General features: G+C 62.4%; 14 protein-coding genes. 10 read left to right on the top strand and 4 right to left on the bottom strand.

Annotated features, from left to right (window positions below; all coding sequences use genetic code 11):
* Positions 1-235: 235 nt before the first annotated feature.
* The 7 genes from ACM6HV_RS27055 to ACM6HV_RS27025 all read left to right on the top strand — a co-directional run bounded on the left by ACM6HV_RS27055 (position 236) and on the right by ACM6HV_RS27025 (position 7,698).
* Entirely contained in the window at positions 236-589 is a 354-nt protein-coding gene (locus ACM6HV_RS27055; protein ID WP_414905748.1) for a hypothetical protein, read from the top strand.
* A gap of 269 nt (positions 590-858) precedes the next feature.
* Positions 859-1,818 (top strand): AAA family ATPase, encoded by a 960-nt coding sequence (locus tag ACM6HV_RS27050; RefSeq protein WP_003218556.1) that lies wholly within the window; start codon positions 859-861, stop codon positions 1,816-1,818.
* A 5-nt stretch (positions 1,819-1,823) separates the two neighbouring features.
* A complete protein-coding gene (locus ACM6HV_RS27045; RefSeq protein WP_047293911.1) occupies positions 1,824-2,768 on the top strand; it encodes a DUF58 domain-containing protein in 945 nt (314 codons plus the stop codon).
* Positions 2,765-3,262 carry a DUF4381 domain-containing protein gene (locus ACM6HV_RS27040; protein WP_414905747.1) on the top strand — a complete coding sequence of 166 codons (498 nt, stop codon included), beginning with the start codon at positions 2,765-2,767 and terminating at the stop codon, positions 3,260-3,262. The genes ACM6HV_RS27045 and ACM6HV_RS27040 overlap by 4 nt, the downstream gene beginning before the upstream one ends.
* Positions 3,255-4,334 carry a vWA domain-containing protein gene (locus tag ACM6HV_RS27035; protein ID WP_414905746.1) on the top strand — a complete coding sequence of 360 codons (1,080 nt, stop codon included), beginning with the start codon at positions 3,255-3,257 and terminating at the stop codon, positions 4,332-4,334. Before ACM6HV_RS27040 ends, ACM6HV_RS27035 begins: the two co-directional genes overlap by 8 nt.
* Positions 4,331-6,064 carry a tetratricopeptide repeat protein gene (locus tag ACM6HV_RS27030; RefSeq protein WP_414905745.1) on the top strand — a complete coding sequence of 578 codons (1,734 nt, stop codon included), beginning with the start codon at positions 4,331-4,333 and terminating at the stop codon, positions 6,062-6,064. The genes ACM6HV_RS27035 and ACM6HV_RS27030 overlap by 4 nt, the downstream gene beginning before the upstream one ends.
* Positions 6,061-7,698 carry a BatD family protein gene (locus ACM6HV_RS27025; protein WP_414905744.1) on the top strand — a complete coding sequence of 546 codons (1,638 nt, stop codon included), beginning with the start codon at positions 6,061-6,063 and terminating at the stop codon, positions 7,696-7,698. The genes ACM6HV_RS27030 and ACM6HV_RS27025 overlap by 4 nt, the downstream gene beginning before the upstream one ends.
* An 86-nt stretch (positions 7,699-7,784) precedes the next feature.
* Here the strand turns inward: ACM6HV_RS27025 and ACM6HV_RS27020 are convergent, their stop codons facing one another.
* Positions 7,785-11,408: an RCC1 domain-containing protein gene (locus ACM6HV_RS27020; protein ID WP_414905743.1), complete on the bottom strand. Its 3,624-nt coding sequence runs from the start codon at positions 11,406-11,408 to the stop codon at positions 7,785-7,787.
* Positions 11,409-11,650: 242 nt separating this feature from the next.
* Here ACM6HV_RS27020 and ACM6HV_RS27015 point away from each other — a divergent pair, with 242 nt between their 5' ends.
* Genes ACM6HV_RS27015 through ACM6HV_RS27005 form a run of 3 tightly spaced genes read left to right on the top strand, consistent with a single transcriptional unit; the run spans position 11,651 to position 17,114 of the window.
* Positions 11,651-12,895, top strand: a complete 1,245-nt coding sequence (locus ACM6HV_RS27015) for an exonuclease SbcCD subunit D C-terminal domain-containing protein (RefSeq protein WP_414905742.1) — start codon at positions 11,651-11,653, stop codon at positions 12,893-12,895.
* The gene (locus tag ACM6HV_RS27010; RefSeq protein WP_414905741.1) at positions 12,892-16,533 is read left to right on the top strand and encodes an AAA family ATPase; all 3,642 of its coding nucleotides are present in this window, start codon (positions 12,892-12,894) and stop codon (positions 16,531-16,533) included. Before ACM6HV_RS27015 ends, ACM6HV_RS27010 begins: the two co-directional genes overlap by 4 nt.
* On the top strand, positions 16,530-17,114 hold the full coding sequence (locus tag ACM6HV_RS27005; protein WP_414905740.1) for a glutathione S-transferase: 585 nt from the start codon (positions 16,530-16,532) through the stop codon (positions 17,112-17,114). Before ACM6HV_RS27010 ends, ACM6HV_RS27005 begins: the two co-directional genes overlap by 4 nt.
* Before the next feature lie 99 nt (positions 17,115-17,213).
* On the opposite strand, the gene ACM6HV_RS27000 is transcribed toward ACM6HV_RS27005, so the two are convergent.
* The 3 genes from ACM6HV_RS27000 to ACM6HV_RS26990 form a co-directional block, all read right to left on the bottom strand.
* Entirely contained in the window at positions 17,214-17,471 is a 258-nt protein-coding gene (locus ACM6HV_RS27000) for a hypothetical protein (RefSeq protein ID WP_414905739.1), read from the bottom strand.
* On the bottom strand, positions 17,468-17,677 hold the full coding sequence (locus ACM6HV_RS26995) for a hypothetical protein (RefSeq protein WP_041062492.1): 210 nt from the start codon (positions 17,675-17,677) through the stop codon (positions 17,468-17,470). Before ACM6HV_RS26995 ends, ACM6HV_RS27000 begins: the two co-directional genes overlap by 4 nt.
* 260 nt (positions 17,678-17,937) lie before the next feature.
* Positions 17,938-18,117 (bottom strand): hypothetical protein, encoded by a 180-nt coding sequence (locus ACM6HV_RS26990; RefSeq protein WP_041062495.1) that lies wholly within the window; start codon positions 18,115-18,117, stop codon positions 17,938-17,940.
* Positions 18,118-18,140: the final 23 nt, after the last annotated feature.

Raw genomic sequence — 18,140 nt, 5'->3', positions numbered from 1 at the left:
ACATATTCGGTCATTGGCACGTAAACCAAGGCTTTGGCAACGGTAAACACTAGCATTCATGGCGGAAAACGGCGGCCTGAATGCCCGTATTTACGGTACATCTGTGCCAGAAGTGACCATTGACCTGTGTCGCGTTCACGACACATCCTCTGACACTCTCACATGCAGAAATTCCCGAGGGCTGGCAGAATCGCGCCCAATTGCGACCAACACGCCCGCCGAGGCAGGAATTCCCATGCAAATGACCACCGCCCTACTGATCGTCAACCCGTGCGACGACGAAGAAGACAACATGGCCATGCTCTGCTGCCATAGCGACAAGGGCGAGATGTTTCTGATGAGCCGCTATCCGGACGAGGACGAGCTGGAGATCACCCTGGATGGCGAGCCTTCGACGCTCGACGGCGTAAAGGTCACCCTGAGCAAAACGCAGTTGAAGATCGAGATCGCGGCGGCGGATGCCGATGCGCTGAATGGCGATGATGTGCTGGAGATCACATTCAATCCGGATATGGTGGATCTGGAGGAGGTTGAGGAAACCCTGAAGAACATTCTGGATGGCACCGGGACCTTCATTAGCGAAATTTGATGTCGTCTGGGCTGCCCCTTCGCGAGCAGGCTCGCTCCCACATTGACGGATGTACACCGTTCAAATGTGGGAGCGAGCCTGCTCGCGAAGAGGCCCGAAAGAACACTGCACCTTTCTCCCACTACAAAATTCCAACAAATCCCCCGGTCATTTCCCGCACTTTGCGCAAAATGCCGTTAGTCGCCGCCCCCCTCGATGGATTAAAGTAACGCCCCCAGCCCCGGCGTTATCCGAACGCCTGCGGCCACCCTTTCCAGGAACAGTCACCGATGGAACATCGTGAAGCGCTGCTGGCGCTGCGAACCTTTCTTTCAACGCAGATTCTCGGCCAGGAAAAACTCATCGAGCGTTTGCTCATCGCCCTGCTCGCCGACGGCCACATGCTGGTCGAGGGCGCTCCGGGTCTGGCCAAGACCAAAGCGATCAAAGAACTCGCCGAGGGCATCGAAGCCCAGTTCCATCGCATCCAGTTCACCCCGGACCTGCTGCCGGCCGACATCACCGGCACCGAGATTTATCGCCCGGAAACCGGCAGTTTCGTGTTCCAGCAAGGCCCGATCTTCCACAACCTGGTGCTGGCGGACGAAATCAACCGGGCGCCGGCCAAGGTGCAATCGGCGCTGCTCGAAGCCATGGCCGAGCGTCAGGTCAGTGTCGGACGTAGCACCTATGAGTTGTCGCCACTGTTCTTGGTGATGGCCACGCAGAACCCGATCGAGCAGGAAGGCACCTATCCGCTGCCGGAAGCCCAGCTCGATCGTTTCCTGATGCACGTCAAGATCGGTTTTCCGGACGCCGCCGTCGAACGCCGGATCCTGCAGCAGGCCCGTGGCGAAGCGCTCAACGGTGAAACCAAGCCCGAACGCCGGGTCAGCCAGCAGGCGATCTTCGCCGCGCGCAAGGAAATTCTCGGTCTGTACATGGCTGACGCCGTAGAGGAATACCTGGTGCAACTGGTGATGGCCACGCGCACCCCGGCCAAGTTCGACCCGGAGATGGCCGAGTGGATCGCCTACGGCGCCAGCCCGCGCGGCTCGATTGCCCTCGACCGTTGCGCCCGGGCTCACGCCTGGCTGGCGGGTCGCGATTTCGTCAGCCCGGAAGACATTCAGGCGGTGCTGTTCGACGTGTTGCGTCACCGCATCATTCTGTCGTTTGAAGCCGAAGCCGCCGGCATCGACCAAGATCGGGTGGTGCAGCGGATTCTCGACGTCGTAGCCGTCGCTTGACCCCCATGAACGCCCCCCTGCCGTCCGAACCGGGCATCCGCATCAGCCTCACTGACCTGATCGAGATGCGTCACCGCGTGCGCGAAGTGCAGCTGTTTTCCACGCCAAGTCAGCGCAGCCCGCTGATCGGCCTGCATCACTCGAAATTCCGCGGACGCGGGGTCGACTTCGATCAGGTGCGGGTGTATCAGGCCGGCGACGACGTGCGCACCATCGACTGGCGCGTGACCGCGCGCACCCAGGAGCCGCACACCAAGCTGTTCCACGAAGAACGCGAACGACCGATTTTCATCATGGTCGAGCAAAGCACGCGGCTGTTTTTCGGCTCCGGGCTGATGTTCAAGTCAGTGCTCGCGGCGCAAGCGGCGGCGCTGATCGGCTGGGCCGCGCTGGGGCACAATGACCGGGTTGGTGGGCTGGTGTTCGGCGACAACGAGCATTACGAAATCAAACCGCGCCGCAGCAAGCAGAGCCTGCTGCAACTGCTCAATCGCCTGGTGAAGGTCAATCAGTCGCTGCACAGCGAACGCGAGCCGGACCGCGACGCCCTCGGCGTGGCGTTGCGCCGGGCGCGCGAAGTGTTGCGCCCGGGCAGTCTGGTGATCGTCATCTGTGACGAGCGCGCGCTGACCGACAGCGCCGAGCAGCAACTGAGCCTGCTGGCGCGCCATTGCGACCTGCTGATGCTGCCGCTGTCCGATCCACTGGACCACGCCCTGCCCGCCGCCGGGCTGCTCAGATTCGCGGAAAGGGGCGCGCAACTGGAACTCGACACCCTCAATTTCGAGCTGCGTCAAACCTATCGCGCCCAGGCCGAGGCCCGTATCGCCCGCTGGGAATTGCTCGCGCAAAAACTGCGGGTGTTGCTGATGCCGTTGAGCACGCAAAGCGAAATGGTCGAGCAAATGCGCGAGTTCCTCAATCCGCAGCGCCCGGGGAGCAGTCGATGAACGGCCTCGAGCAACTGCAACCGCTGATTTCGCCACCGCCGATCGACTTTTGGCCGCCAGCGCCGGGCTGGTGGCTGCTGCTGTTATTGCTGCCGCTGCTCGGGTTCGCGGCGTGGCGTTTGCGCCGGTTCATTCCGATCAAGAAACGCCCGATCGTGCGCGCCGAACAACCGCTGGATCCGGTGCGCATTGCCGCGCTGACCGAACTGGCACAGATGCCCAAACCCTACGACGGCGCACCGGCCGGGGCCTGGCTGCAGCAGCTCAACGGCCTGCTCAAACGCCTGTGCCGCAACCACTACCCTTACAGCCAGAGCCACACGCTCAACGGTCGCAAATGGCTGGCGTTTCTCGACAACCGCTGCCCGGCGGCCGGCCTGACGCGCTGGATGGTGCTGGTCGAAGGCGCCTACAAACCGGAATGCAAACTCGACGACAAAGCCATCGCCGGCCTGACCCAAGCCGTCGACACCTGGATTCGCAAGCATGTTTGAGTTCGCCTGGCCGTGGATCTTCGTGCTGCTGCCGCTGCCGTGGCTGATGCGTCTGGTGCTGCCGGTGGCCGACAGTGGCGAGCCGGCGTTGCGCGTCAGTTTTCTCTCGGACCTCGAAGACCTCGCCCGTCGCCGGGCCCGCGCCAACCTGCCGGCGTGGCGTCAGCAGGCGCCGTTTCTGTTGCTGTGGCTGCTACTGCTGAGCGCCGCGGCGCGCCCGCAATGGCTCGGCGAACCGTTGCCGATTGCCGCCAGCGGCCGTGATCTGCTGGTGGCGGTGGACGTGTCCGGCTCGATGGATTTTCCCGACATGCAGTGGCAGGACGAAGACGTCAGCCGCTTGTCGCTGGTTCAGCATCTGCTCGGTGATTTCCTCGAAAGCCGCGATGGCGACCGCGTCGGGCTGATCCTGTTCGGCAGTCAGGCGTATCTGCAGGCACCGCTGACGTTTGACCGCCACACCGTGCGCGTCTGGCTTGATGAAGCGCGCATCGGCATTGCCGGCAAGAACACCGCCATCGGCGACGCAATCGGTCTGGCGCTCAAGCGGCTGCGCCTGCGTCCGGCGCAAAGCCGAGTGTTGATTCTGGTCACCGACGGTGCCAACAACGGTGGCGAAATCGATCCGCTGACCGCCGCAAAACTGGCCGCCAGCGAAGGGGTAAAAATCTACCCGATCGGCATTGGTGCGGACCCGGAAGACAGTGGCAGCACCGGGCTGCTCGGGGTCAATCCGAGCCTGGACCTTGACGAACCGGCGCTCAAGGCGATTGCCGCAGTCACCGGCGGTCAGTACTTCCGCGCCCGCGACGGCAAAGAGCTGCAAGCGATCAGGGACACCCTCGACCAACTCGAACCGGTCACCCAGCAACCGACCCAGGCGCGCCCGGCGCAAGCCTTGTATCACTGGCCGCTGGCGTTGGCCCTGCTGCTGAGCCTGTTGCTGGTCGTCCGCGAATTGTGGCCGGACAACCCGCTGCAACGCCTGTTTACCAAGGAGCTGTATCTGCAAAGTCCGTTGCCTGACTGGCGCGAGCGTCTCAAGCGCCTGCGTTTGCGGAGGCGCCGATGATCGCGCTCTGGCCGCACTGGTTCCGCCCCTGGTGGCTGCTGCTTCTGCCGCTGCTCGGCTGGCTGATCTGGCAACTCTGGCACCGACAGAAACGTGCCGGACGCTGGCAGATGATTCTGCCGCCAGCGTTTCACTCGACGTTGCTCAGCGGTGGCGGTGGACGCGACAGCAAGCTACCGTGGGTTGCCCTCGGCGTGGCGTGGCTGCTGACCCTCGTCGCGCTGCTCGGGCCGAGCTGGGAGCGCGTCGAACAGACCAGCCAGAAACCCGCCGATCCGTTGGTGGTGGTGCTGGAGCTGACCCCGGAAATGCTCGCCACCGACTCACCGCCAACGCGACTGGAACAGGCTCGACGCAAGCTGTTCGATCTGTTGCAGGCGCGCAGCGATGCGCAGACCGCGATCGTCGTCTACGCCGGCAGCGCGCACACGCTGGTGCCGCTGTCGGATGACCTGGCGACCAGCCGCAACCTGCTCGACGCCCTCAAGCCGTCGCTGATGCCGGAAAGCGGCCACCGCGCCGACCTCGGCGTGGGTAAAGCATTGGCCTTGCTCAAGCAAGGTGCTCTGGGTCAGGGACGCATCCTGCTGATCGGTTCCTCGCTGACCGAGGAAGAACGTCAAGGCATCCGCCGTGCCCTCGGCGAGCAATCGGCGCAACTATTGATGCTCGGCATCGGCACCGCTGAAGGCGCGCCCATCGCTCAGGAGGACGGCAGTTTCCTCAAGGATGAACAAGGCGCGATTCGCGTACCGCAACTCGACAGCCCGGGCCTCGGCGCGTTCCTCGCCAGCGTCGGCGGTGAATACCACAGCGCGCGTCTGGACGAATCCGACTTGCGCGCCCTCGGCCTGCTCGATGGTCCGCGCAGCCTGCGCAACGATGGTCAGACCGTGCGCCTGGACACCTGGGCCGATCAGGGTTACTGGCTGTTGTTGCCGCTGTTGCTGCTCGCCGCGTGTGCCGGACGGCGTGGCTGGTTATTCTGCCTGCCGCTGCTGCTGTGCCTGCCGCAGCCGAGCTACGCTTTCGACTTCGAAGACCTGTGGCTGCGTCCTGACCAACAGGGTTTGCACTTGCTCAAGCAGAAACGCCCGGCCGAGGCCGCCGAACACTTTGAAGATCACCAGTGGCAAGGGCTGGCGTTGTATGAGGCCGGCGATTACAGTGGCGCCGCTCAGCGTTTCGCCGAAGGCAGCGACGCCCGTGCCCACTACAATCGCGGTAATGCGCTGGCGAAAAGTGGCGAGCTGGAAGCGGCGATTGATGCCTATGAACAAGCGCTGGAACTGCAACCGGATTTGCGTCCGGCGCTGACCAACAAGGCCCTGGTGGAAAACCTGCTCAAGCAGAAGAACACCCCGCCGCCAGTCGAACCACAGCCGCAAACGGCCCAGCCGAACGTACCCGGCGATGAACCACCGCCAGCGACCGCGCCGCCACCGACGGTCAAAAACGAGACCTCGAGCGAGGCTCAGCCCGGCGAGTCGGCCACCGAGCCGCCGACCACGCCCCCGCAGCCGGGCCCTGACGAAGTGCCGGGCAATCCGCCGGAAGAAGCACCGAATACGGCACCGACGCTGCAACCGGCCGAGGAGAACCTCGAAGGCGAACAGCGTCAGGCACTGGAACAATGGCTGGGCAAAATTCCGGACAACCCGGGCGAATTGCTGCGACGCAAATTCTGGTACGAACAGCAACAACATCAGGATCAGGAAAAAACTCGATGACCCGCTTCAGCGCCCTCTTGCTACCCCTGCTGCTCTGCACGGCCACCGCCCAGGCAGCCGAGCTGACGGCCAGCGTGGATCGCAGTCGCCTGAACTCCGGCGAGACGGTCGAGCTCATCCTCGAAACCAGCGATGTCACCCAGTTCGGCAAACCCGACCTGACGCCGCTGGAGCCGTTGTTCGAGGTGCGCGGCACGCGTCAGGTCAACCAGTTGAACACGCTCAATGGCGACAACCGTGCCACCACGCGCTGGATCATCACCCTGCTGCCGAAAGAGAACGGCAGCGTGGTCATTCCACCGCTGCAACTGGGTGACGTGCAGAGCCAGCCGATCACCGTGCAAGTGGTCGAGAGCGACACTCGCGAAGAAAAAAACAACCCGAACCCGGTATTCATCGAGGTCAGCCTCGATCAGTCCAGCGTTTACGTGCAAGCCCAGGCGATCCTGACCCTGCGCATCTACCATTCAGTGTCGCTGTACGACGACAGCAGCCTGACCCCGTTGCAAATCGCCGATGCGCGGATCGAACAGCTGGGCGACATGCGGACCTATGAGAAAGACATCAACGGCGTGCGCCATGGCGTGATCGAGATGCGCTATGCGATCTACCCGCAGCACAGTGGTTTGCTGCTCATCGCCCCGCAGACGTTCAGCGCCACGCTGGTCGACAGCCAGCCCAGCCAGGACGCCACCGCGCAAGGCCCGAAACCGGGCAAATTGCTGCGGGTCAACTCCGCCGAGATCGCCCTGACGGTCAAACCGAAACCGCTGACCTATCCGGCCGATGCGCCGTGGCTGCCGGCGCGCAGCCTGAGCCTGAGCGAAAGCTGGAACCCGGAGCCGGAGCACATTCAGGTCGGTGACTCGCTGACCCGCAGCCTGACTCTGAAAGTCGAAGGCCTGGCCAGCTCGCAGCTGCCGGCCCTGCCCGGCACCGAAGCCAACGGCCTGCGCCGTTACCCGGATCAACCGGTACTGAGCAACCAGAGCGGCGAGCGCGGCCTGATCGGCAGCCGTGAAGAACGCGAAGCACTGGTGCCCAGCCGCAGCGGCAGCATCGAGTTGCCCACCGTCGATGTGGTCTGGTGGAACACCTTCGAAGATCATCTGGAACACACCAGCCTGCCGGCGCGCACCCTGCAGGTGGCGAACAACCCGAGCCTGCAGGTCGACACCCCGGCGGGCACCCTGCAATCGGCCATTGTCGACAGCGACACCCTGTGGTGGTGGAAACTCAGCACGCTGATCCTCGCCTGCACCACCCTGCTCGGCTTCGGCCTTTGGTGGCGTGCGCGCTGGCAACCGGCGGTGCATCGCGCCGCCCAGACCGGCCCAAGCCCACGCACCTTGCTGGACGACATCAAACGGGCGTGCCAGGCGAATGATCCGCAAGCGACGCGGCAGGCACTGGATGCATGGGCGCGGCAGCAGCCGGAAACTCTGGCGGACATGGCGGCGCGGTTTGTGCCGTTGTCGGATGCGCTGGATGGGCTGAATGGTGCGCTGTACAGCGAGACGGGGCAGCATTGGCAAGGCGAAGATCTGTGGCGGGCAATCCGCACCATTCCGGCGGCGGAGCGGGTGCAGGATCCGGTGGGTGACAGCGGGTTGCCGCCGCTCTACCCGAAGTAAAAGCAAAGATCGCAGCCTGCGGCAGCGCCTACAGGGATCACATGTAGGCGCTGCCGCAGGCTGCGATCGTTCAGGCGTTGGCGGTGTTAAGACGTTTGTTCACTTTCTGCCGCTTCAAGCAATCGCGTCTCACGCATTCCCAAACCACGGGACAGCGCTGTAGCTTCGTAGAAGATTTTGCCATTGAGCTGATCGGCGACGGCATCGCTATCTCCTCCGGCGGGGCCACGCCCCCAGGTCACGACGTCGCCGCTGGACGTCAGTGCAGCGAAGGCATGGGTGTTTCCATAAATGGCGCGGACGTTGACCAGTCTGGCGGCAGTGGCATCCGGGATTTCACCGCCTTGATCAGCAAAGCCCCAAGCTACAACAGTGCCGTTGGCCCGCAGCGCGGCAAAAGCAACGTACCCGCATACAACCTGTACGATATCTGTCAGAGCTGCAACCGGCGCCGGAATAGCCTGGGCTCCCCACCCCACTACACGCCCGCTGCTCAACAGTGCGACGAAAGATCCAAAGTTACCCGTCACGGTCCGGATATCCGTCAGGGCTGCGATCGGCGCAGGAACGTTGGCGCCATATGCCCCATCCCCCCAGGCAACAACGCTGCCATTGCTTCGTCGGGCGGTAAAGGCCCTTGGAGTGGCGCTCAGCTCGATTATGTCTGTCATGTCTCTAATCGTGGCAGGCACGTTTCCGCCGAGAGTGCCGGCTCCCCATGCCACTACCGAACCATTGGCACGCAGAGCTGCAAAGGCGTATGCGGTAGCGACTAGATCGACGATGTCAGTCAATGCCGCGATGACCGCAGGCACATTACCACCGTAGCTTTGGTGCCCCCACGCCACGACCGAACCATTGGCCCGTAACGCAGCAAAGGCGTAGAGGTTGCCAATCACTCTGACGACATCTCTCAATGCAGGGATTGGCTGTGGAAGCGCCGCCCCCATACTAGGGTTTCCCCACGCCACCAGACTCCCATCACGACGCAGCGCACAGAATGCATAACCGTTGCCGCTCACTGCCAAGATATCCCGCATAAGACTGATGGGTTCAGGTATCTCGCCTCCGTCTTCTTTCCGCCCCCAAGCCACCCCCCCGCCACTGGCCTGAAGCGCCGCAAATGCATAACCGCAAGCACTCAGCGATAGGGCATCAGAAATGGCCGGTAACGAATCCCCCAAATCTCCACCACGACCAGGCCTGCCCCAAGCCACCAGAGCACCACGTTCAGTCCGCGCCGCAAAGGCCGCATTGTTTGCTTCCGCGCCGGATATAAAATTCCCGTTCCCACACAGGTTCTGCGGATTGATCGTCACTTGATCATCACTGATCCGCACATGCAGCAGCCGGTCCGGCCGAGTGTCACGGAACGTCGTACCACTGACCTCGCCCTCCTCGCCGTTATAACGCCACCAGGCCTTGACCGGCTGCCGGGTGATTCCATCCAGCGCAGTCAGCCACGCAGTCCCGCCGCCATAAATCTGATAATTGCCCCGCGAGCGCGCGCCCATGACCAGCAAGCGGTCTGTCCCCAGCGAAGCACGCACGTCATAAACCGCCACGCGCGAGTACTGTTGACCACCGGCCTGACGCACCACGGTGCAATCCAGCGAAATCTCCTGTCCGACGTTGGCCAACACCACCGACTGCGGCACGCTGATCAGTTTGTCGCGTCCCGCTTCTCCGCTTTCCACGCGAAACGGCACGATCGCCGTGCCCTCTCCGGCAACGCCGATCCAGCGGATCTCGCCGCGGTCGCCAACCTTCAGGCCATACGTCGCGGCAAGGCGCACGGTGGCACCCACCGCAGGTACCGCGCTCGCATCGATCTGGTCGCCGCGTGCGCCATCGATTGAGGGCGGATCGAAATCCAGCAGGGCATTGCCGACCCGCAAGGTCAGCGGAAAGGAGTAACCCAGGGTCTTGCCGTTACGCACGATAAAGTAGTCGATGACGATCCGCCGATTGAGGTTGTTGGTCACAAACTGTTTAGGCACGGTGAACGGCACCTCTTTGCCGGCGGTTTGCGATGTCAGTGGCAGCGAGCCGCTGGTACTGCCGCTGGCGGCCGACCCGCGCCAGCGATAATTCACTACGTCTTCGGGCAGCGTCTGCAGATACGGCACAATCAATTTACAGCCCAGCGGCGGTACGGCTTCCGGATCGATCAACGACGTGCCAGGCACCGCCTCTTCCACGCGCGGCGTTACGAAAAGCGGCTGCACCTCGCCCACCTGCATCTCGAACGGCAACGACTCGCGCACGTTGAGTGTCGCCTCGTCATCATTGGCGACGGTATAGAACACCGAAACCTTCAACCCGTCGAAACGCTGGATCACCGCGTTCGAGACGTTGCGCAACACTGGCTCGTCATCCGGCACATCACCAACCGGACGCGGATCTTCGTAATAGACGATGCCGCCGCCGGGGCGCGTGGCCTGCCAGATCAGCGTCAACAGGTCACTGGCGGCACGCCCCGCAAACCATGGAATGCGCACGGTGGCCCAGCGTTCGTCCGGGTTCAGCGTACCGGCAGGGGCTTCGTCCACCGTAGGAGAAGGCAGCCGGTAGGCCTCCCCTATCACCGAGATACCGACGGTCTTGGACGGCCGATCGGCCTCGCCCGCTCGCTTGAGGATGTAGGACACACTGGCCCGGCCTTTGGCAATGGCCCGTACCTTGTCGTTCGGGACGGTGAACGGCAGCGCAAGACCGACTCGCGTCACCGTCAGCTCTACCGGGCCATGGTTGATCGGTGCGCCCTGGGCGTTGGTTCCCAGCCAAGTCAATGCGACGACATCCTGTTCCTGGAAGGAGCCGGCGGGGGTGTTGACCAGAACGTTCACGTCGTCATCGTTCAATTCGTCGAGGTCGATTTCGTCAGTCTGCGGATCGGCCTCCAGCACGATAGGCGCATCGAGGCGATTTTCTTTCAGATCCACCACGACGCGGGTTTCCGCTGACCACGGTGAACGCAGATCGGGATAATTACCGCACTCATCGATCACCTGGTACGTCACGATCACCCCGGCGCTGTCGCCCGCCTGCTCGATCAGTGGCTTCTCGATGGTCACGACCAGCGGGTTATCGTCAGGGTCATCAATATGTCTTTGCTCGACAAGGACGGTTTTCTCTACGCTGCCCCATGCCACTTTGACAAGGTCGTTGATGCGCATGAAGAGGTACGGCAGGATCGTGATCGGCACACCCGCTGCGGCCTCTTCGGGGCCAACACCGCTGTCGATGATGCTTTGGGGAATGTGGTAACGCAGGTTCTGGTTACCGGGCGTCGACTGGTCGTCATCGAAGCCGCCGGGTCGATCCAGTTTGACGAAGAACCTCTCCGGCGGAGTTGACTCAGGCTCCTGAAACGGTCGGGTCACGCGATAAAAAACCGGATAGGCCTCCCCCTTGCGGATATGCCCCTCATCGATAATCCCTTTGATGAGTTCGTTTTCATCTTCTGGCTCGATGTCTTTGCTCCAGACCGGCGTCTGCAGGTCGCCCCAGAACACCTCAATCAGATCACCCGCCTTCATGACCAGCCAGGGAGGCACCAGAAACTCGACGCCTCCCTCCACAGCGGCCACCGGCAACCCACCGTCATAGCCCTGCACGGGAGTCTTGAGTTTGGTGATTTTTATGGGCTTGAGTGCCCTCACGTCTGGATCAGAAGACGTAGAGGGCGACGATGATTGCGTTTTCATACAGGCAATTCCTCAGGTGACAGAAAGCCCCGGCCTGGCGCCTTGGCGACTGCGGTATCCCATCACCCGCCGCCGTCTGTCGCTACTGTCAGATCTGACAGTAGCGACAGACGGAAGCGGCTACGGCCTCTTGATCTTGCAAGCCTTTGGGCAAGCCCGCTCGTTTGCCAGTAAACTCCCCCCTCTTTAGCCGCCCATCATTTCCCCCGCGGCCATCACCTCTTTTTGTAGCGGAGTCCACCTTGCGTCTGTTCCACACCTCCGACTGGCACCTTGGGCAAAACCTGCATGGCCAGGAGCGCGATTTCGAGCATGCGTGCTTTCTCGAATGGCTGCTGCGCCAACTGCAACTGGCGCAGCCGGATGTGCTGCTGATTGCCGGGGACATCTTTGACACGGTCAACCCGCCGGTCAAAGCCCAGGAACGCCTCTACGACTTCATCGTCAGCGCTCACGAGCAGCAACCGTTGCTGACCATCGTGATGATCGCCGGCAACCACGATTCCGGCTCGCGCATCGAGCTGCCAGCGCCGTTGATGCGCCGTTTGCGCACCCATGCGCTGGGGCGGGTGTTGTGGCTGGATGACGGTCAGCTCGACGCCGAACGTCTGCTGCTGCCACTGCCCAATGCCCAAGGCGAGATCGTCGCGTGGTGTCTGGCGCTGCCGTTCCTGCGTCCAGCCGAGGTGACCGGTGCGCATCTAGGCGACGACTACCTGCGCGGTATCGGTCAGGTGCATGAGTGGCTGATCGAAGCGGCGAATGCCAAGCGCCAGCCGGGTCAGGCGCTGGTCGCCATCAGCCACGCGCACATGGCTGGCGGTTCGGTCTCGGAAGACTCCGAGCGCAGCCTGATCATCGGTAATGCCGAGGCGCTGCCCGCCAGCCTGTTCGGGCCGAGCATCAGCTACGTTGCGCTCGGCCATTTGCACAAGCCGCAGAAGGTCAACGGTGAAGAACGCATTCGCTACAGCGGCTCGCCGATTCCGCTGTCGTTTTCGGAGATCGGTTATCAGCATCAGATTCTCGACATCACCCTCGACGGCGAAACCCTGGTCAGCGTCGAGCCGAAACTGATCCCGCGCTCGGTCAACCTGCAACGCATCGGCCCGGCGCCGCTGGCGGAGATTCTGCTGCAACTGGCTGACCTGCCGAATATCGATCTGCTCGCTGAAACCCAGCGTCAGCCATGGCTGGAAGTGCGCGTCACCCTCGACGAGCCGCAGCCGGATCTGCGCCATCAGGTGGAAAACGCCTTGCAAGGCAAAGCCGTGCGCCTGGTGCGGATCGCCGCCGAGTACGCCGGCAACCGCGGCGCCGATGGCAGCGACGACGGCAGCGCGTTGGTCGAACTGGATCAACTCACCCCGCAGGAACTGTTCAGCCGTGCCTGGCTCGACAACTACGGTAACGAGGTCGATGAACAGACGCTGAAGGACTTCGCCGAGCTGCTGCAGGACGTGCAACTGGAGGGCGAGCAGCCATGAAGATTCTCGCCATTCGCTTGAAGAACCTCGCCTCGCTGGCCGGGCCGTTCGAGATTGATTTCACCGCCGAACCGCTGGCCAGTGCCGGCCTGTTCGCGATCACCGGGCCGACCGGCGCGGGTAAAAGTACCTTGCTCGATGCGCTGTGCCTGGCGCTGTTCGGTGCGGTGCCGCGCCTGAATAACACTGGCCGCGACGCCAAGGTGCCGGATGCCGACGGCGAAATCGCCACCGGCGACCCGCGTACCTTGCTGCGCCGTGGTACCGGTGAAGGTTACGCGGAGGTGGATTTTGTCGGCGTCGATGGCCGGCGTTATCGCGCGCGCTGGGAAGCCAACCGCGCCCGGGAAAAGGCCGGCGGCAAGTTGCAGGCCAGTCGTCAGAGCCTGCGCGACATCGATCAGGATCAACTGCTCGCCAGTCAGAAAGGCGAATACAAGACCCAGCTCGAAGCCGCGCTCGGTCTGAACTTCGAACAATTCACCCGTGCCGTGCTGCTGGCCCAGAGCGAGTTCAGCGCGTTTCTCAAGGCCGACGACAACGACCGCAGCGAACTGCTGGAAAAACTCACCGACACCGCGCTCTACACCCGCCTTGGCCGCCGCGCGTTCGACAAGACCAAAGAGGCCCGCGAAGCGCACAAGCTGCTGCAGGATCAGGCCACCGGCGTAACCCCGCTGACGCCCGAGGCGCGGGCCGATCTGGACGAACGCTTCAACGCCGCCCAGCAACAGTTGAAGTTGCAGCAGGCGCAGCTCAAGCAACTGGAACAACAGCACAGCTGGCTCAAGGATTTGCGCCAGTTGCAGGACGCGCAACAAGCGGCCGCCGAACAACTGCAGAGTGCACAGCAGCAGTGGGAAGGTCTGGCTGGCGAGCGCCTGAAGCTGACGCGCCTGGAGCAACTCGCGCCGCAACGCCACCAGTTCGCGCGCAAGACTGAAATCGATGCGCAACTGACGCCGCTGGCGGCACAGATTGCCGCGCATACCCAGCAACACGGCGAGCTCAACGAGCGCCAGACGCAACTGGAACAGGCGCTCAATGCGGCAAACATCGCCCTGAGCGAAGCGCAGCAGCGGCACAGCGAAAGTGCCCCGCTGCTGCGTCAGGCTTTCGACGAGCAAAGCACCCTTGCCCGCCTCGCCAGGGAAACAGCCCTCAGCGCCGAGGCCCGCCAGTCCGCCGAGCTGGCCTGCAGCGAAGGCCAGAGCGCAATTCAAGCCTTGCAGACGAAACAGGCCGAAGTCGCTGAACGCCTGCAGAAAATCGCCGCCGAGCTGGAACACAGCACTCCGCTGGCGCCGCTCAGCGATGCATGGAATGCCTACCGCGATCGCCTGCAACAGCTGATGCTGATCGGCAATCGTCTGAATAAAGGTCAGGCCGAACTGGCGACCCTCGAACAGAATGCCGCACACAGCGCCGACGAGTTGGCCACGCAGAAACAGCAACTGGAAGTGCTGTTCAAAGAGGCCGGCGCCGAGCCGGATGCCGTCGCCGAACAGATCGGCATCCTCGGCACGCTGTTGCAGGACAACCGCAAACAGCTGCGCGCCATCGAAGAACTGACGCGGCTCTGGGCCAGTCAGCAGGAGCTGGAAAAACGCGGCGCCGAGCTGCAACAGCGCCTGCTCGATGCGCAGCAGGAACGCGAGCGCCTGACCCAGGACGGGGTGAAAACCAAGGCCGAGCTGACCGTCGCCGAACAAACCCTCAACGTCACCCGTGAACTGCTCGAACGCCAGCGTCTGGCCCGCAGCGCCAGTGTCGAAGAGCTGCGCACGCAGTTGCAGGACGACCAGCCCTGCCCGGTCTGCGGCAGCCATGAGCACCCGTATCATCAGCCGGAAGCGCTGCTGCAAAGCCTCGGCCGGCACGATGAATCCGAGCAGGCCAACGCGCAGCACGCAGTGGATCAGCTCAAGGAAAAACTCACCGAGTTGCGCGCTGAAGTCGGTGGCGTGATCGCCCGGCAGAAAGAGCTGCTGCAACAGCAGGAGCAATTGACCGTCCAGCTGCAGGCACTGGCGCCGAGTCTGGAGGCGCATCCGCTGGCGCCTCAGTTGCTGAATCAGGACGCCGACAAGCGCGATGCCTGGCTGACCCGGCAAAACGAGCAACTGAACCAGAGCATCACTCAGGACGAACAACGCCAGAGCGCCCTGCTCACCCTGCAACAGGATGCGGCGCGTCTGACCCAGCAACTGCGCAATGCCGAAACCGCACATCAGCAAGCGGCGCAGCACCTGAGCAATCAACAGCGCGAACTGAGCAGCGACCGTCAGCGTCTCGACGAAGAGCTCAGCGCGTTCGCCAGCCTGTTGCCAGCCGACACCCTCGAAGCCCTGCGCGTTGAACCGGCGGCAACCTTCATGCAACTGGATCGGCAGATTGCCGAGCGTCTGGCGCAGGTTGAGCAGCAGAAGGAAGAGTTGGCCGAACAGCAACAACGCCAGCAAACGCTGGAGAAAGAACAGGACCGCCAGCTCAGCCGCGTACAGCAGCTGCAAAGCGCCGAGCAGCAGTTCAGCGCCCTGGCCGCACAGCAACAGGCCAGTCAGGAAAAACTCGCGCAGCTGCTGGGCGAGCACAGCAGCGCCGAGCACTGGCAGCAGCAGCTGGAACAGGCCGTGGAACAGGCGCGCAACGCCGAAACCAGCACCGCAGCGGAACTGCAGAGCGTGCGTACGCAACTTGTGCAAATTGGCGCCGAACTCAAGGCACAACAAGAACGCTTACAGGCACTGCAAAGCGAAGACAGCGAACTGACGCAGAAGATTGCCGACTGGCGCGCACGCCATCCTGAACTGGATGACGGCGGTCTGGGAGATCTGTTGCGCGTCGATGACACGCAGCTCAGCGAACTGCGCCAGCGCTTGCAGCACAACGAAAAAGCCATCGAACAGGCCAAGGTGCTGCTGCAGGAACGCGATCAGCGCTTGGCCGATCATCAGGCGCAGCACAACGGCAATCTCGATGCCGAACAACTCGCCAGCGCTCTCGCCGAGCTGCAGAACCAGTTCAACCTCAGCGAGCAACAGTGTGCCGAACTGCGCGCCGAACAGGCCGAAGATCAGCGCCGCCAGAACGCCAATCAGGCATTGGCGCAGCAGATCGCCGAGGCTTACGCCGAGTACCAGCGCTGGGCGCGCCTGAACGCGTTGATCGGCTCAGCCACCGGCGACACCTTCCGCAAGATCGCCCAGGCCTACAACCTCGACCTGCTGGTGCATCACGCCAACGTGCAGTTGCGTCAACTGGTCAAACGCTATCGCCTGAAACGCGGCGGTAGCATGCTCGGCCTGCTGGTGCTGGACACCGAGATGGGCGACGAATTGCGCTCGGTGCATTCGCTTTCCGGCGGCGAGACCTTTCTGGTGTCGCTGGCCCTTGCACTGGGGCTGGCCTCGATGGCCTCGAGCACGCTGAAAATCGAATCGCTGTTCATCGACGAAGGCTTCGGCAGCCTCGATCCGGAATCTCTGCAACTGGCCATGGATGCCCTCGACGGCCTGCAGGCGCAGGGGCGCAAGGTCGCGGTGATTTCCCACGTGCAGGAAATGCACGAGCGGATTCCGGTGCAGATTCAGGTGCAGCGCCAAGGCAACGGCTTGAGCACGCTGGAAGTGAAATGAACACGCTGTATTCTTTCCGCCGCTGCCCCTACGCGATGCGCGTGCGGATGGCCCTGCGCTATTCGGGCGTGCCGGTGGAGATCGTCGAAGTCAGCCTCAAGGCCAAACCGGCCGCGATGCTCGCGATCTCCCCCAAAGGCACGGTGCCGGTGCTGGAGGCCGATGGCCGGGTGATCGACGAGAGCCTGGAGATCATGCGCTGGGCGTTGGCGCAGCATGATCCGGACGATTGGCTGCTCGATGGCGATTCACGGATTGCCGAGTTGATCGAGGCCAATGATCAGGGGTTCAAGGTGCATTTGAACCGCTATAAATACGCCGAGCGCTATCCTGAGCAGCCGATGGAGGTTTATCGGGCCGAGGGCGCGGTGTTTCTGCAGCGACTGGAAGCGTTGCTGACGGGCCGCGATTACCTGCTGACTGATCATCCGTGTCTTGCAGATATAGCGTTGCTGCCGTTCGTTCGACAGTTTGCGCATGTGGATCGCGAGTGGTTCGCGCAGACGCCCTATGTTCGCTTGCAGGCGTGGCTACAGCGCTTCCTCGAATCCAACCTCTTCACCTCCATCATGAAGAAATAACCCCTGTAGGAGCTGCCGAAGGCTGCGATCTTTTGATCTTGATCTTAAAAACAAAATCAAAAGATCGCAGCCTTCGGCAGCTCCTACAGGAAATGTGTTTCAGGCCAGGGCGTTGCACATGCCCAGTGCCGAGCAATCCACTTCAAACGGCCCGAGAAAATCGACCTCAGCCTTGATCGGCGGATTACCGGCCAGCAACCCCTGCGAGTTGGCCCGTTCGATATTGTGCGCAATGCTGTGATTGACCTCTATGGCCCGGGCCAGCGCACCGACCGAGCCTTGGCCAAAACCGAGTAACGCCGCGCCATTGGTCATCAATGCCAGACCGGCGATGACCCAGAGTCTGTAGCCTTTCATGCGCCGCTCACTCCTGCGAGTTCAGCACGATCAACCAGCACGTCTGCGCGGTGTTCGAACTGGATGCCGGGGTGTGCGACTTCGATCGGTGCGTCGAAGCTGTGTTGGGTTTGCGCAGCGATGCTGACGAACAGCACCAGGGCCAGGTAAAGACCGATGGCCAGGTAGGCGCCGCGCTTGGCTGAGGTGATGATTGAACTGGCCATGATGTGCTCCGTGGGCATGTTTCAGTGCCGTCAGGATCAATCAAAAAAGCCGTGGTAACCACTCAGGGTTTGCCATAGTAAACATCAGCTTCGTTGATTATTTAGGCCGTCTATCTCAGCATTGGAGAAAACCTATCGAGCGGAGATTTTTGATCACGCATACGTGTAGGAGCTGCCGAAGGCTGCGATCTTTTGACGTTGAAGATCAAGAGATCGCAGCCTTCGGCAGCTCCTACAGGGAGTTGTTCGAAGCGGGCATTTCAGTGTTGGGCTTTGTGATCCAGCGCGGCGTAGAAGTTGGCACTCTGTTGCAGGTATTTCTGGGTGTAGCTCTGGGTGTGGGATTTTTTGCTGGCGATTTCAACGTTGGCACTGGCTGGCAATGCAACGGTGGCGGAGATGGCGGAAGCGGCGATGACGGAGAAGAGATTGAAGTTCATGGCGGTAACCCTCGTGTTCGGTT

Source organism: Pseudomonas sp. IT-P260 (assembly GCF_949768395.1).
Taxonomy (GTDB): Bacteria; Pseudomonadota; Gammaproteobacteria; order Pseudomonadales; family Pseudomonadaceae; genus Aquipseudomonas; species Aquipseudomonas parakoreensis.
This window is presented reverse-complemented; position numbering and strand designations above follow the sequence as displayed.